Source organism: Chitinophaga skermanii, from assembly GCF_003259335.1.
GTDB lineage: Bacteria > Bacteroidota > Bacteroidia > Chitinophagales > Chitinophagaceae > Chitinophaga > Chitinophaga skermanii.
In genome coordinates this window covers 234,523-250,956 of the sequence record NZ_QLLL01000006.1, presented here as the reverse complement: position 1 = coordinate 250,956, position 16,434 = coordinate 234,523, and the positions used below count along the sequence as shown (strand labels likewise).

The window sequence follows — 16,434 nt, the reverse complement described above, 5'->3', positions numbered from 1 at the left end:
AAATACGGCGTTCGGGTCGATTATCAAAACCGGCTATCCATCAATCGACAAAATGCGGTTGTTTCAATGTAAGTTACCTGTTATAATCGTTCAATGGGCTCTTTGCCATCATAATATTGATTTGCAAGATACTGGTGTTATTTGCAGTATAACTATTAAGTATTCTTCTAGTTTTGTATCATTATAAAAATTTTGATCCATGCTGCGTATTTCCGCGTTATTCACGTTGATGTTATGTATGTGCTATGTAATGATCGCACATGCACAACAATCGAATTGTCCAATCATTCCTCAACCTGCTAAATCATCTGCAGGAAACGGGGAATTTGTATTGTCGACCTACACACCCATTACTTACAGCGATCTATCATTACAGCCTGTAGCCTATTACTTTCAACAAGCAATTTTACAATCGAAGAATATCCCATTGCAAGTCGCTAGTAATCCTACTGGTGCGCATATTTCATTAGAGCTGAAGAAATTGGCGAATAAAGATGTATCTGCTTATAGCGTAGTAATGCAGCCAAATAAAATTGTAATACAAGCGAATACCCCGAACGGAATCTTCTATGGCTTGGTATCGCTGTTGCAATTATCGCGAATACAAGCAGCCAAGAATAATACGGTGGCTTTGCCTTGCTGGAATATTGATGATGCCCCATTATTAGGCTGGCGCGGGTTTATGTTAGATGAAGCCCGCCATTTTTTCGGGAAAGAGAAGGTGAAGTCTTTATTGGATTGGATGGCTTTTTATAAATTGAATACCTTCCATTGGCATTTAACCGACGAACAAGGTTGGCGATTCGAAGTGAAGCAATATCCCAAGTTAGCCTTAATTGGCGGCGTAGGCGACTTCACCAATGCTATAGCACCCGCTAAATACTATACCCAAGCCGATATAAAGGAAATTGTACAATACGCAGCAGAACGTTTCATAACGGTGGTGCCGGAAATAGACATGCCCGGTCATGCTACTGCCGCTAATAAAGCGTACCCACAATATAGCGGAGGTGGTTCGAAAGCACATCCTATGTTTACCTTCAACCCAGCAAAAGAAGAAACATACGATTATCTTACCAATATTCTCCGTGAAGCCAATACACTTTTCCCTTCTCGCATGCTCCACATTGGTGGAGACGAAGTAAGCTATGGCAACGAAGAATGGCCGAAAGACCCAGCCATTCAACAATTAATGCAACGCAAACAACTAAAGGATTTAAAAGCAGTCGAAAACTATTTCATGCAGCGCATGGCCGATACCATCATGTCTCTCCAAGCAAAAGTACTTGCCTGGGATGAAATGGCAGAAGCTGATCTACCGCGCGAAAAAACAATCATCTACTGGTGGCGTCACGACAAACCCCAACAACTCGAATTAGCCCTTCAAAAAGGATATAGTACAGTTATTTGTCCCCGCCTACCATTATACTTCGATTTCGTACAAGACAGTACCCATCGCCACGGCCGTAAATGGAACAAACGCTATAATCCACTGGAAGAAGTATACCAATTCTCTCCACTATCCTTGGCGAAACCCAATCAACAATACCTCATCAAAGGCGTGCAAGCCAACCTATGGACTGAAACAGTGTCCAACAACGAACGCCTCGATTACCTTCTGTTCCCCCGCATTTGCGCCTTCGCCGAAATGTCCTGGACACCTCCATCCCAAAAAGATTACCCAGCCTTCCTACAAAAGCTAGAACGCCAGTTCCCACTTTTCGATGAAGCCAATATCTACTACTACAATCCAACAACACCCACTTTACATAGCGAACCCATTCCAAAGAAACGTACGGTAAGCGATTATAAAGACTAAATATTACAAGGGGATGCACCTAGCATCCCCCCATTACATTTCCCTAAACACAAGTAAATAACCTCGCAATATTGTACATTAAAACCCCAGTAAGTAGTCCAAACGATTTTCTCCACAAAATGCATACTTTCTTCATTATCCAACACACATAATTATCCATGTAGAAAAGCATTGCATTACATAGGATGGACGAGAAATTCAGTTGTATACTTTTCATGTGTATATATTTCACTACGTAAACACTAAATTAGAAAAATCAATTATTCTCTTGCTCCCAAGCGAACATAACCCCAACAACAACAAACCACACCCCAACACAACACGCCCCCCAAAGACCTAACGCCATTCACCACAGTAGCACCAAAGCCCCATCGACATCCCGATAAAACGGCGACGCAGTCTTTCGCCGTTTTTCCTCCTTTCTTTGGTTACTTTCTTTGGAGAAGCAAAGAAAGTAACAAATAGGATTTATATTAACTATACATACCCGAACCATACTTATACCCCCACCGTTTGCAAGACAAAATTTGATTTCCCCTTGTAATACACTACATTTGCACCGCATTGGTTCGCGTATTACTACCATAATCCGCGATTAAAAGGGAACTCGGGTGTAACTCCCGGGCAGTCCCGCTGCTGTAATTCTCAATAATAAGCACAGGCATTCTTTCGCCACTGTTTCTATGAAAATAGAGATGGGAAGGCCGCCTGGCGCTGAGATAAGCCAGAATACCTGCCATGCAATTCGTTTTTTAAGCTTTCGTGGAATGGAGCTTGAGAGTACTGGCAATAGCATTGTTGTTATTTTCAATGGGGTTTTTCCTATGGCGAAGGCTGTTGATATTATTTATCTAACAGTTTTAATCTAGTATGCAATTCATCGAACACCTCCGTTCTTTGGAAAAGGCATTGCTTTTCGTATGCTTACTTGTTGTGATACCAACCATGCAAATTTTTGCACAACAAGTAGATACAGCTACTACAAAGCAATTGAAAGGAGTTTCCATTTTGGGTGCAAGGGCCGATCGATATATATCGCCCCCGCAAAGCCTGCAAGGTGCCACTTTGCAGCGACTGAATACGTATTCCGTAGCAGATGCACTACGCTTTTTTTCTGGTATCCAAATTAAAGACTATGGTGGCATAGGCGGCTTAAAAACCGTGAATGTACGTAGTATGGGCACTAACCATGTAGGTGTTTTCTACGATGGTATACAGCTGGGCAATGCGCAAAATGGACAAGTAGATTTAGGTAGGTTCTCATTGGATTACATGGACATTGTATCGTTATATAATGGACAGAAAAGTAATATCCTGCAAACCGCTAAAGACTATTCCTCTGCAAGTTCCATCTACTTATACACCAAGAAACCATCATTCGAAGGCAAAGAAAAAGTACATGTGGCCGGTACTTTTAGAACTGGGTCATTTGGCTTGTTAAATCCATCGTTGATTTATCAACATAAGATAAACGATCAAGTATCCGCTTCATTAAGCGCTGAATATACCTATGCCGATGGAGAATATAAGTTCAGGTATAAGAAGAAGGAAGGGTATGATACAACCGCTATCCGTAAGAACGGGGATATCACAGCACGACGTGTAGAAGGTGGTTTTAACGGGATGATGAAAGGAGGAGAGTGGTCGGCGAAATTCTACTATTATGATTCGGATCGCGGATTACCGGGATTCGTAGTGGCAGGGGTTTTCGGGCACGTAGATCGACAAATGGATAGAAACTTCTTTGTACAATCAACTTTCAAAAAAGATATCACGAAGAAGTACTCCCTTTTGCTAAGTGGTAAATACGCCAGCGATTACGTTCGATATATTGCTCCCGATACCGCGTTACTCCGTGTAGATAACAAGTATTACGAAAAACAATCTTACTTCTCTATTGCGCAGAAGTATTCCATATTACCCAATTGGGATGTAGCCTTGTCGACCGATTATCAATACAATTCCATGGAATCCACGATGCGTGATTTTGCATATCCAACAAGGAACACCGTATTAATAGCCGCTTCAACAGCTGCTTATTGGAATCGCTTCAAAATACAAGCGAATGCACTTACCACCATTGTAGATGAAACAGTAAAAATCAAAACTGCTTCACCTCCTAAACGAGAAGTAACACCAGCTGTATTCTTACAATATCAACCTACACATTACAAGGACTTCTATTTACGTGCCTTCTATAAGCGCATCTTTAGGATGCCTACGTTCAACGACCTGTACTACACAGAAATTGGTAATTCGTACTTAAAACCCGAATACGCTACGCAATACAATGTGGGTTTAACGTATAACAAAAAATACGAAAAGGGTATCATTAACGAAGTAGGGTTCGAAGCAGATGCTTATTACAACGAGGTAACAGATAAAATCGTAGCCATGCCTACGGTTAGCCAATTCCGCTGGTCGATGATGAACTTGGGCTTTGTAAAAATACATGGGGTAGACATGAAAGGGTACACGGAGTTACAAGTAGCAAAGTCGCTCACTGTGTCGGCACGAGCCGTTTATACCTTCCAATTGGCGCAGGATTTTTCAGATCCGAAGGATACTTATTACAAAGATCAAATTCTATACATACCGAAACATAGCGGATCATTGATACTACAGGCGAGTTACAAGCAATGGGATTTTAATTATAGTTACATCTACACAGGAGAACGTTACAACGCCAAAGCAAATATTCGCGCCAACTATGTCCAACCTTGGTATACGAGCGATATATCAGTATCACGCAAGTTTAGAACCGGTATGTTAGATTGGATGGCAAGCTTCCAAGTGAACAATATTTTTAACCAATACTATGATGTAGTGCTGAACTATCCAATGCCCGGCACTAATGTGAAAGCCACGATACGCGTGGGATTTTAAAAAAATGAATATCATGCGAATGAAAAAATATGCATTAGCCGCAGCCGCGCTCGGCCTCGTTTATTTTTCGAGTTGTAGAACAGAGGATACTATTCTTCCTCCAACCGTTACACCTGTAGATACCCCCAGTGTACCTACGAGTATTATTGGTTTTTATTTATTGAATGAAGGGAACATGGGAAGTAATAAAGCTTCCTTGGATTATTACGATTATACATCGGGATTATACAAACAGAATATCTACGCAGAAGCCAACCCTACAGCCGTGAAAGAACTCGGCGATGTGGGTAATGATATCCGTGTTTATGGTAGCAAAGTATATGCAGTTATTAATGTATCCAACCGTTTAGAGATCATGGATGTAGCCACTGCTAAACGCGTGAAAACAGTAGAGATACTAAACTGTAGGTATGTAACCTTTGCGAATGGTAAAGCTTATATCAGCTCCTACGCCGGACCGGTAGAATTAGATCCTAATGCGCCTATCGGTAAAGTTATTGAATTAGATACAGCTACATTGAATATTACACGTGAAGTAATTGTAGGTTATCAACCGGAAGAGATGGCTATTGTAGGAAATAATTTATACGTAGCAAATTCCGGTGGTTACCGTTTCCCAAATTACGATTCTACCGTTTCCGTGGTGGATTTAGCTTCTTTTAAAGAAATCAAAAAGATCAACGTTGCCATTAATTTACACCGTTTAAAGGCTGATAATCGAGGTAATCTCTATGTAAGCTCACGTGGTGATTATTACACGAAACCTTCCCGCTTATTTAAAATCGATACGAAAACAAATACTGTTGTAAAGCAAATCGATTTCTCTGTGAGCAACTTGGCTATTGCCGGCGATACTGCTTATTTATACGGCACTGAATTCAATTACAATACGGGCAAAACAACCATCGCTTTCAATATGCTTGATCTGAAAACAGATCAATTACTGAATAAGAATTTCATTACCGACGGCACCGATAAGGGTGTGAAAATGCCTTACGGTATAGCAATCAATCCTATTACAAAAGAGATCTTCCTAACCGACGCAAAAGACTATGTAAGTCCCGGTACCTTGTATTGTTTTGGGGCAGATGGTGTAAAGAAATGGTCGGTTACCACGGGCGATATTCCAGCACACTTTGCCTTTGTGTACGGTGTGAAATAACATGATACGGAAATAGTTTATATATCAATCAAAAAGCACAATGAAAAAACAACTATGCTTATTTGTAGCCGTGATTACTTTAGTATTCAGCGGCTGTTACAAGGGCGATATTGATGATCTGAAAGATGATGTCAATAAATTGAAAGAGCAAATGGCGAAATATGAAAGCCTGCTCACGGCCATGAATAACCGCTTGTATATTACTTCATACACAAGCGAAAACGGTAAATACAATATCACCTTAAGCGATGGAACAGTATTGAATGTGAGTGATAAACCTGCTTTCTTTAGCGTAAGTACTACCAATACTTGGTTGATCGATAACGTAGATACTAAAGTAGCCGTAGCTGCCACTAGTCCACTGATTACAATTGGTACAACTGGTAACTGGTTTATCGACGGAAAAGATGCCGGTATTAAATCAACTATTACGAACCCAAGTGCTTTCGGCATTGTAGCAATCGCGCAATTGAAAGAAACCATGTTGTTCGTATTTGGCGACGGTAAAACTATCCAATTGAAATCATTATCACCAGAAGTAAAAATCACGGTTCCTGCCGGTGGTTTCAACTTCGATCAATTCCGCTGGGTACGTATTACACCGGATGTTGAGTATGATGATAATGCTACATATACATGGACAGTAGGTAATGATACCATTGGTACTACAAAGCAACTCATGCACATATTTGCTGCCCCAGGTGCTTATGGCGTTCGATTAACTGTTAAAAACGGTATTGGCCAAGGCTTTCAAGAAATTGTGGTTACGGTAAAACAAAAAGCATATAGCAATGCTGTTACAAAAGTATTTGAATACTTCCCTGCACCAGGCCAGTTCATCAACGAATTACCAGGTTATGTAGAAGGTGACAATGCAGCTGCTATGGCTTTGAAAGCAGAAAAAGCATTGAGTGGTAACTCTATGATTTGCCTCGGGGGCTTCGGTGGTTACGTAGTAATGGGTTTTGATCACACGATCATTAACCAACCGGGCAAACCTAGTTTCTTAGTAAAAGGTAATGCCTTTGCTAACTGGGCTGAAGCCGGTGTAATTTCCGTATCATACGATGCGAATGGCAATGGTTTACCAGACGACGAATGGTTCGAAATTGCAGGTTCAGAATACAATAACCCTCGTACGGTGAAGAACTATACGATTACATATTTTAAACCAGATCCTAATAAGAATCCAACTCCAAACGACGAGTATCCATATCTGAATGATACTACCTACATCCGCTGGAAAGATAACCAAGGTAAATCTGGCTACTTATCTAAAAACTCCTTCCATTCGCAGAGCTATTACCCTTTGTGGAAAGGCGATAGCATTTCATTCACAGGCACTAAACTCACCGATGCTACCGTATACGATAAATCGGGTACAGGTACATATTTCGTGAGCGAAGCATTTGAATTCGGTTATGCCGATAACTGGTCAAATACGGATGAAAAAGCGAAAATCAAATTGGATTGGGCAGTTGATAAGAACGGTAAGCCCGTGAAGCTAAAAGGTATCGACTTTATCAAAGTACACACAGGCCAAAGAGCTGAAGGTGGTTGGTTAGGCGAAATTTCTACGGAAGTAGCTGGTGTTACTGATTTAAACCTCTAGTTAATTTTTACATGTAAAACCATGTTAAAAGGCTGTCTCTACATGTAGAGGCAGCTTTTTATTTTTAACGTTATTCATACATGGGTACATTATAATAATAGGAAAAGGCTGCCAAATGACAGCCTTCTTTTTCATAAGCATTAGCCGTTTAAGCTATATTGTAGGGCTGTAGAAATACAGCCCTTTTGATCTAAGTAGGATGAAGCAAACGATTCATCATTTGCTTATATGTGTAGAAAATTTTTCTTCACGTATTGTGCGCTGCGTTGTACGTTGGTCATAGCATCAGGTATATAGTTATTACCTTGTTCCACGAACATGTGTTGTACACCTGCCAGTTTGTAATCTTTTAATATTGCGCGAAAGTCGATTTGTCCATCGCCCATTGTTGTATGTAATTCCCTGTCTTTTTTATCCATGTCTTTCAAATGGAAAATGGCAAACCTACCGGGCTGCGCCTTAAACCATTCCGCAGCTTTTTTCTTCGAGGAGTGTGACAGCCAATACAAGTCGAGTTCCAATGTTACGAAGTTGGGGTCTGTTTCTTGGGTAATAATATCGTACCCAATCTGCCCTTTCTCTTCAATAAACTCGAAGTCGTGGTTATGGTAAGCGAGTTGTAAACCACCTTTCTTGATTTGTTCGCCGATGGTGTTCAATGTATTCGCTAAGCGTTTGAACGATTCAATGTTCCTGTACTCTGGCGCTAACCATGGCCACACGATGTATTGTTGCTGTAAAGCATGTGCACCTGCGATGCATTCGTCGACGTACTTCTTCAAAGCATCTGCTTGTGAAGGAGCGAAGAAGAAGTTCAGATCGTAGTGCCCTGCCGGGGTTGTAAGGTTACAATCATCCAGCAGCTGCTTGGCGGCTTTGGGTTCTAGTCCCCAGTAATACTTGTTTCTCCCATAATTAAAACCATAGGTTTCCACTTCTTGGTACCCGAACGAGGAAACGCGCTGTAAAGTACCGCGAAGGTCTTTTTCCATGGCTTCTCGAATGGTGTAAAGTTGCAAGCCTAAGGGGAAGGTTTTTTTAGACGAAGCGAGGGCGATTTTGGGCATGGCAATGCCAGCCGATAATATGCTCGCCTGTAAGAGGAATGCTCTACGAGAATGTTGCATAACCGGAATTTTATGTGCGATGTAATGAAATTCGCGCTAGTGTTGCTTTACATAGATCTCGATGATTTCTTGGTTGATGTTCAAATTCTCAATCTTTTCAAATCCTTGTTGGATCAATGTATCGCCTTTGATAGTGAGGTTGAAGTGAAAATCTTTGCCTTCCCAATCGCGGTGGTTCAAATACATTAAATGCTCGGTGTATTGCTTACCGTCGAATGTATACGTACCGCCACCACCGGTAAATACGGGGTCTTTCCCTTTACCATGATCAAGATCGTGGTTAAAGAACGCAAAGTGCGATGCGTTGAAGATTTTAATCATCTCTGTTGGCTTACCGTCAACGGGATATGTACTCGTAGTATCCCCTTGTTTAATTAGTTTGCCCGACACTAATTTATAAGTGCCTGTCAACACGTTTGCCTGTGTTGATGTAGAATCCGGAACAGTTTTCATGTCGCCGGGTGTAGGTTGCGTATTGCAAGCAGCGAAGGCTACAATCGCAAGTGGAAGAAGTCGGTGGAAATTCATCGTTATATATGCTATGTGTTTCGAATACGGTACAAATGTAGCAGGCCTTTTCATCCGAAAATTGGAAAAAAGCGAACAGCTAGTTTTTTTCCGATAAAAGATAATCCGGTGCGCGGAATTTCCCAGGTGAAGTTTTCACTATCTGCTGGAAAGTATTATTGAAATGCGCTTGGTCGTAAAAATGATGGTTTAAGGCTAACTGCGTATACGGCAATTTATCATCCGTTACATCATCTACCGCTAAGCGGAGTTTTAAAATAATGGCTAATTCTTTCGGTGTAATCCCTACATGTAGCTTAAACTTCTTCTGTAAATGCCGGGGAGAACACCCCAATGTTGCACAAATACTACTCAATGTTAGGCTTGGCATGTCAGTTAGCATTTTACATACTTGGGTAATCATTACAGCACTAGGCGCATTATGCACCAGCGGAATAAAATTCTTAAACGTATACCACAACACTTTTCTCGTACTTCCCGTGTAATGTACATGTGGTGCCATGTTAAACGGCAGATCTAATGTATTGATGGGTACCACGCGGTCGACATAAGTTTCCAAAGGCTGCTGGGTAAAATGGGCAGGAGTAAAAGGATATAATTGTACCATGGTAGCCAATGTATGGGCGAGAATGTTTACTTGGATCGCTTCCGTTAATTGGCCGCAAAAGTAAATCCCGGCGGGCAATACATGAAGGCCTTGCTTGGTGGTTACTTCCAACCCGTTCCCATGGATAAATACAATCGTAAAACAACCATTCGGCAACACGTTTTTCTGTATAACGGGTTGTGCATGATACTGATTATCAAGTATCCAAAGTTTCTTAATAAAGAAAGCAGCTTGGCCGCTCACCTTATGTTCGATATAACGTAACATTTGATCCTGGTCGACTTTCGAACAAGATACAAAAGGCAAAGGGGATTTTCACGGGTAGCTCGACGAGCGGTTAATATGCCTGTTAAAGGAAATGGTAAAATGTTGTAATTTTCGCCCCTCAATGAACATGAACATGCGTTATTTGCTATTAGCGTGTTGCCTCCTGTTTGTGGCGCCTACCTTCGCCCAAGCAACCAAAGAAGGCGATACGATCCCTTTGCCGGCCGCCATTAGCAGCAACTTTTACGAGTACTCTGGCCTAGCTAAATACAACAACGAGTTACTGCTGTTACCACAATTCAAGAAATGCACAGGTAGCGACTCCCTCTATTCCATTTCCTTGGAAGATGTGCGGAAGTACCGTACAGAGAAAACACCTGTAACTGCGTATAAATCATACAGTCTTACCAATTTGGGGGAAATTTACAATAAGCTGTCTGCCGAATGGGAAGGTTTCGAAGCCATTGCAGTTAACGGTAACCAAGTATGGTTAACCGTGGAAACACATGATGGTAACCCTAATTGCTATGTATTAACAGGTATTATCGATGGTAACAAAATTGTACTAGATCCTCAAAATGTACTAGCACTTAAACGTCCGTACGATTGCGATAACATGGGATTTGAATGCCTTACTTATTTCGATAAGCACTTATTGGCCTTGTACGAGGATAATGCCAGCTTAGTACAACCATACGGTTATTGGATCGATCCTGTAAACAACCAAACAAGCAAGATTAACATGCCCCGCTTGTATTTCCGTATTACCGACATCTGCGCAGATAAAGAGTACATCTATGGCATTAACTACTATTTTGGTGGGAAAGACGATTATAAATGCTACGCAGCAGGTAAAGAAAAAGCCATCCGCGAAGCCATTCCTAACCTGCCGGAACGTTTAGAAGGTAATGATATCACCTTCGCCCGCATTGTACGTTGCCATTTGGGTGATGGAAATGGAGAATGGGAAGAAGTAATGCGCATCCGCTCTACGAAAACCAATTGGGAGGGCATGGTGCAATACGATAAAGGATTTCTTTTGATCAGTGATGCGAATAATTTCAATCCCAAAATATTAGTCACACAACTCGTTTATTTCGAATAATACCGTAGAATTTATTTACGTAATCATTATAAAATAAACCACAAGAGGCATCCTGTTACAGGATGCCTCTTGTGGTTTTGTATGGATGTAATTTTAATGCTCTTCTGTTAGTTCATCTTTGCCCGCAAAAACAACGCGTTTCCAAGCGGGGTGAGCTGCAATGTATTTCACAATTTCGGGGCAAATGGGAATCACCTTTAGGTTGCTTTGTTCCGCATCACGCAATGTTTTCTCTATGATGGCAGGAATCACGCCATCGGCTTTGTACACTTCTGGGTAAGTAGTGTGAATGAGCCAAAGTTTAACTTTCTTCTCTTTGTAGTCGATATACGCCAAGTGTTCACCGATTCGCATTTCGAATCGATGCATGAGGGGGTTTTTAACAACCGGGATGGCCTTGAATTTGCTCTTCATTGCACGTTGGATTTACATTGATGTTTATGCACTGGGTTGGCTCGACGCAGGTTTAGCGCCATAATCTGGGGGTAATGGAACGAATGTGGTTTCGCCCGGCACTTGCCCAAATTTTTGATCCAACCATAATTGTTTTGCTTCTTCAATTCTTTCGCGGGTTGATGCCACGAAATTCCAATAAATAAAACGTTCTTCAGGGAATGGTTCACCACCAAATATGAATACAGTGGTGTTTTCATGGATTACAAATTCGCATAATGTAGCATTCTTCGCCACAAGAATTTGTTTCGGACCATAAGTATTGCCTTCAATCTCAACACTGCCTTCTAAAATATATAAACCCGATTCACCAAATAAATGCTGGCCAATATTCAAGGTTTGTGTAGATAAACTATGTATTTCCAAGAAGAATTGTTTACTGTACACCGGCACAGGCGATTTCTTACCGAAGGCTTCGCCCGCCACTAATCTATAGGTTACATCTCCATCTTCCCAATATGGAATATCATTGGCTTCTACATGGGTAAACGTAGGGGCCATGTATTCATTTTCCTTTGGAAGGGCTACCCAGATCTGCAAACCATGCATCGACTTCTCCGAATGCCTTAAGTATTCCGGTGTTCTCTCGGAGTGAACAATGCCTTTACCGGCTGTCATCCAGTTCACAGCACCCGGGTGGATTTCAATTTCCGTTCCCAAGCTATCACGGTGCATAATACTGCCCTCGAATAAATAGGTGAGTGTCGACAACCCTATGTGCGGGTGTGGCGCCACATCCAAATTTTCATGGTCATTCATTTTCGTTGGGCCCATATGATCGATAAAAATATAGGGTCCTACCATTCTTTTCCCCTTGAAAGGCAATAACCTGCCTACCATGAAATTCCCAATATTCGCGGGTCTCTCTTCAATGATCATTCCTACGTTTGACATACTTCCTAAAGTTTAAATGATCCCCAAAATTACAATTGCAAGAACGGGGCTAATTGTATCTTTAAATACTTCTGTTGTAAATACAAGTTCGACAAAAAAAATGTTATCATAAAATTATAATAAACCTGCTCGCAAGGTAAGAACCTCTCTGTCAAAATGGGGGTTCTTACACACCTTTTCGTCGCCTTCTCCACCATTTTACCCCTTCCATCCATAGTACGCTGAAAGCCCCTGCCAATGCACAAATGAGTACTTGTAGGCCGCTTAATGGTGCTACACTAAAGAACCCAGCTACAGGAGGTACATATAAAATGATGATAGTGATGAGTAAGGTAGCGGCAATAATAGCAGGTAACAAGTAGTTACGATTTTGCATGCTAGTTATAAACGAAAAGTAAAAAGAACGGTTGACCATCGTTAGCCAAATATTGGCACAAATCAGTGTCGTAAATACCATCGACCGGGTGATACTTTCACTTTCGCCGCTTTGCACGCAATATTGGTAAATTCCAAGTATAAAAGCTGTTATTACTAAGCCTTGTAGAATACTCACCATTAATTCCTTGCCACTGAGAAAGGTTTCATTGATGGGCCTTGGTGGAACGTGCATTAGGTTGCGTTCCATTGGTTCGTTTTCGTAAACGATGGAACAAGTTGGCCCCATTACAAGCTCTAAGAAAATGACATGCATGGGGGTGAAGATATTCGGATACAGCCATCCTAAGAAAAGGGGGAGCGACACGGTGAGGATAATGGGAATGTGAATTGCAATGATATACAGCACAGCTTTCCGGATATTGGTGTAAATGCGGCGGCCCATGGCAACGGCGTCGACCATGCCTGAAAGGTCATCGTTCACTAGGATAAGTGCGGCAGCTTGCTTCGCAATTTCAGTACCCTTTTTACCCATTGCAATCCCGATATGCGCAGCTTTAAGGGCTGGGCCATCATTTACCCCGTCGCCCGTCATGGCTACAATCTCGTTACTATCTTTCAAGGCATTAATAGCAGCTAGTTTTGCATTGGGGAACATGCGGGTAAATATGTTAGCGCGTAGTAAGGTTGCTTGTCTTTGAGGCTCGTTAAGGGCCATTAATTCATCGCCGTTAATGGCTTCTTCGGGATGCCTTAACCCGGCTTGTTGGGCAATGGCGCGGGTAGTAAGGGCATTATCGCCGGTGATGATTTTCACCTTAATACCTGCTTCGTAGAACTGTTCGAATACGGCTTTGATATTTGCTTTTGGTGGGTCGTAAAAGGCAACAAATCCCAAGAATTCGAAGGGTACATCTTGTTGGCGGGCAGGAAAATCGTTGCCGGTAAAAGTACCCCTTGCTACGCCCAATACCCGGAAACCTTGGGAGGCATAGGTTGTTAACTGTTGTAGTGCCGTTTCCCGGTCGTGCTCGCTAAGATTTGATACTTCTAGAATTGCTTCGGGAGCTCCTTTAGCGGCAATAATCCGTGTTTGTTCATGTTCGAAAATATGGGTCATCATAGGAGGTGTACCATCGAGGGGGTATTCGTGCACCATGGAGAAAAGTGGGCGTTCGTCTTTCGCAGCTATTTTCTCGTATATGCTATGTAATGTTTTCTCCATGGGATCGAATGGAACCGGTTCGCTCGACCACATGGCATATTGTAAAAGAGTTTGGGCACTAGGCGAGTTCCAATTGCCTGCTTCTAACGATTCTTGGCTAGATTGTATGTAAATAGCCTGTAAATGCATGCTATTTTCTGTGATAGTACCTGTTTTGTCTGTACAAATAACAGTGGCACTGCCTAATGCTTCCACGGTTTTGATTTTCTTCACAATAATCCCCAACTGCATTAATCTACGGGCACCAAGTGCCATGAACGTAGAAAAGGCTACGGGGATTTCTTCTGGTAATATCGACATGGCTAATGTTAAGCCTTTCAACAAACTATTAACCAAGTTTCTTTCCCGGTAGAAATTAACGGCCCACACAGCAAGGAATACAGCTAGCCCTATAATAGCCATTACTTTTACAAAGTGGGTGATCTGTTGTTGGAGCAGCGTTGGCTCTTCTTTCATGGTAAGAATATCGTTCCCCAATTGCCCGATTTTCGTTTGGATGCCTACCTTATCAACCCGCACAAAAGCGGCACCACCGGCTACCAAAGTTCCACTGTATACTTGGTTGTTTGGCTCATTTTGATCCTTATACACGGTGAAGGCTTCGCCTGTTAGGGTAGATTCATTTACAGAGAAATCGTTGCTATGAATAATACTACCATCTGCATTCACAGTATCCCCTTCAGCAATAAACATTACATCGCCTTGCACAATCTCTTCTGTAGGAATGCTTTGCAACCGTCCATCTCGTAAAACCTTTGAACTAGGTTGGTTAATTTTTTTCAAGGCTGCTAACGCTTTGTTGCTCCGGTTTTCTGTATAAAAGGAAATGCCCGATACAAGTACAATAGCCGCCAACATAAAGTAAGCTTCTCCCCATTGTGCCAATGTGAAGTAAATGATCGACACGGCAATAAGTAAGAGCAGCATGGGTTCTTTTAAAAGATCGCCTAAGAAAGCGAGCGCTTTATTAGGTCGCTTTGCTGCATAGGTATTGGTACCGTGCGCAGTACGTAATGCTGTTACCTCCGGTGTGGAAAGTCCTGTAATGCCTGTTGGGATATTAACCTTGTATGCCATGATGCTAAAATGATTACTGGGTGAACACGAAGAATGGGAAAATGTTAAGCGCTTCTTCAATTTAAAACAATATTTATACATAACCTGCGCGGGTTTGTACATTCCTTTGCGCACATAGCCTTCCTACATTTGTAACATTATTTTGATCAAAATTGATGACATATGCAACCCTCAATTGGTATTTCAAGTGAACACACATTAGCTGTAGCGCAATCTTTGAGTGCTATTTTAGCAGATGAATTTTTGCTGTATGTAAAAACCCGCAATGCGCATTGGAACGTAGAAGGTCCGGATTTCCATGCGAAACACTTATTCTTCGAATCGCAATACGAAGCTTTGGAAGATGTAATCGATAGCGTAGCTGAAAGAATCCGCTCTATTGGTCATTATGCACCGGCTACCATGCAACAATACCTTCAACTCACGCACTTGTCAGAAATGAACCGCGAAGCAAATGATGGGCAAGGTTTTGAACGTTTATTGTTAGAAGATCATGAAACCATTATCATGCATTTGCGCGGCTATGTGAAAACATTCGCTGAAGATTATAAAGATGCAGGTTCCAGTGATTTTGCAACCCAATTAATGGAAACACATGAGAAAATGGCATGGATGCTCCGTGCTCATTTACGTTAGAGGTTTCAATTGGAAAGAAAGCGGCGTACCATGCGAGGATAATACTAGCGTTGTACGCCGTTTACATGTATATTACAAGGCTTCATCTTTGGGTTCCCATAACTCGATGATGTTCCCTTCAGGGTCCATGATATGAACAAATTTACCGTAATCGTACTCTGAAATCTCGTCTACCACCTGCACACCACTCGCTTTTAATTCGGCAACCAGCTCCACTAGGTTCTCTACACGGTAATTGATCATAAATGGTTTCGTAGAAGGATCGAAGTATTTCGTATCTGCTTTAAAGGTACTCCAAGCCGTGGTACCTTTCTTCCCCGGGTCATCGGCATGTAGCCACTCAAACGTAGCACCATAATCGCCCGCAGCAATACCTAGGTTTTTTGCATACCATTCATTCATGCCTTTTGGGTCGTCGCACTTAAAAAATACGCCGCCAATACCCGTTACTTTTTTCATGTGTATTTGGTTGTGGGATTAAAAAATTATGATAGAAAGTTAGGTATAATATAGATAGATTTTGTTGTTGAAACCCGGTTATATAAAACTATAGGCTACAAAGTAATTAAACATTAATTTAGCAATCTTGCCATGCCGCTATACAACCTATACCGGGGCTGCATGGGGCTGAATATATGAGAAATTATCAACCGACTTTTTA

At 41.7% G+C, this 16,434-nt stretch carries 13 protein-coding genes and 1 riboswitch; of the genes, 6 read left to right on the top strand and 7 right to left on the bottom strand.

Going from position 1 to position 16,434, the window contains the following annotated elements:
- Positions 1 to 199: 199 nt before the first annotated feature.
- The 4 genes from LX64_RS16750 to LX64_RS16735 all read left to right on the top strand — a co-directional run bounded on the left by LX64_RS16750 (position 200) and on the right by LX64_RS16735 (position 7,479).
- Positions 200 to 1,819 (top strand): beta-N-acetylhexosaminidase, encoded by a 1,620-nt coding sequence (locus tag LX64_RS16750; RefSeq protein ID WP_211324838.1) that lies wholly within the window; start codon positions 200 to 202, stop codon positions 1,817 to 1,819.
- A 547-nt stretch (positions 1,820 to 2,366) separates the two neighbouring features.
- Positions 2,367 to 2,574: riboswitch (cobalamin riboswitch) on the top strand.
- Between the two features lie 115 nt (positions 2,575 to 2,689).
- Positions 2,690 to 4,705, top strand: a complete 2,016-nt coding sequence (locus LX64_RS16745) for a TonB-dependent receptor plug domain-containing protein (protein ID WP_211324837.1) — start codon at positions 2,690 to 2,692, stop codon at positions 4,703 to 4,705.
- 13 nt (positions 4,706 to 4,718) lie between these two features.
- Positions 4,719 to 5,867, top strand: a complete 1,149-nt coding sequence (locus tag LX64_RS16740; protein WP_211324836.1) for a YncE family protein — start codon at positions 4,719 to 4,721, stop codon at positions 5,865 to 5,867.
- Positions 5,868 to 5,907: 40 nt separating this feature from the next.
- Positions 5,908 to 7,479 carry a PKD domain-containing protein gene (locus tag LX64_RS16735; RefSeq protein ID WP_111598834.1) on the top strand — a complete coding sequence of 524 codons (1,572 nt, stop codon included), beginning with the start codon at positions 5,908 to 5,910 and terminating at the stop codon, positions 7,477 to 7,479.
- Between the two features lie 224 nt (positions 7,480 to 7,703).
- On the opposite strand, the gene LX64_RS16730 is transcribed toward LX64_RS16735, so the two are convergent.
- The 3 genes from LX64_RS16730 to LX64_RS16720 form a co-directional block, all read right to left on the bottom strand.
- Entirely contained in the window at positions 7,704 to 8,606 is a 903-nt protein-coding gene (locus LX64_RS16730) for a sugar phosphate isomerase/epimerase family protein (protein ID WP_111598833.1), read from the bottom strand.
- A 36-nt stretch (positions 8,607 to 8,642) separates the two neighbouring features.
- Complete coding sequence (locus LX64_RS16725) at positions 8,643 to 9,059, bottom strand: hypothetical protein (protein ID WP_211324835.1); 417 nt, start codon at positions 9,057 to 9,059, stop codon at positions 8,643 to 8,645.
- A gap of 154 nt (positions 9,060 to 9,213) precedes the next feature.
- The gene (locus tag LX64_RS16720) at positions 9,214 to 10,008 is read right to left on the bottom strand and encodes a helix-turn-helix transcriptional regulator (protein WP_111598831.1); all 795 of its coding nucleotides are present in this window, start codon (positions 10,006 to 10,008) and stop codon (positions 9,214 to 9,216) included.
- Between the two features lie 121 nt (positions 10,009 to 10,129).
- Here LX64_RS16720 and LX64_RS16715 point away from each other — a divergent pair, with 121 nt between their 5' ends.
- Positions 10,130 to 11,113 (top strand): hypothetical protein, encoded by a 984-nt coding sequence (locus tag LX64_RS16715; RefSeq protein ID WP_111598830.1) that lies wholly within the window; start codon positions 10,130 to 10,132, stop codon positions 11,111 to 11,113.
- 93 nt (positions 11,114 to 11,206) lie between these two features.
- Here LX64_RS16715 and LX64_RS16710 read toward each other — a convergent pair whose 3' ends face one another.
- The 3 genes from LX64_RS16710 to LX64_RS16700 form a co-directional block, all read right to left on the bottom strand.
- Positions 11,207 to 11,527, bottom strand: a complete 321-nt coding sequence (locus LX64_RS16710; RefSeq protein ID WP_111598829.1) for a GNAT family N-acetyltransferase — start codon at positions 11,525 to 11,527, stop codon at positions 11,207 to 11,209.
- Positions 11,528 to 11,551: 24 nt separating this feature from the next.
- A complete protein-coding gene (locus LX64_RS16705; RefSeq protein WP_111598828.1) occupies positions 11,552 to 12,460 on the bottom strand; it encodes a pirin family protein in 909 nt (302 codons plus the stop codon).
- A 166-nt stretch (positions 12,461 to 12,626) separates the two neighbouring features.
- The gene (locus tag LX64_RS16700) at positions 12,627 to 15,137 is read right to left on the bottom strand and encodes a cation-translocating P-type ATPase (protein WP_111598827.1); all 2,511 of its coding nucleotides are present in this window, start codon (positions 15,135 to 15,137) and stop codon (positions 12,627 to 12,629) included.
- Between the two features lie 162 nt (positions 15,138 to 15,299).
- Between LX64_RS16700 and LX64_RS16695 the strand changes: the two genes are divergently transcribed.
- Positions 15,300 to 15,773: a Dps family protein gene (locus LX64_RS16695; protein WP_111598826.1), complete on the top strand. Its 474-nt coding sequence runs from the start codon at positions 15,300 to 15,302 to the stop codon at positions 15,771 to 15,773.
- Between the two features lie 72 nt (positions 15,774 to 15,845).
- Here the strand turns inward: LX64_RS16695 and LX64_RS16690 are convergent, their stop codons facing one another.
- Positions 15,846 to 16,232, bottom strand: coding sequence for a VOC family protein (locus LX64_RS16690; protein WP_111598825.1), 387 nt, complete (start codon positions 16,230 to 16,232; stop codon positions 15,846 to 15,848).
- Positions 16,233 to 16,434: the final 202 nt, after the last annotated feature.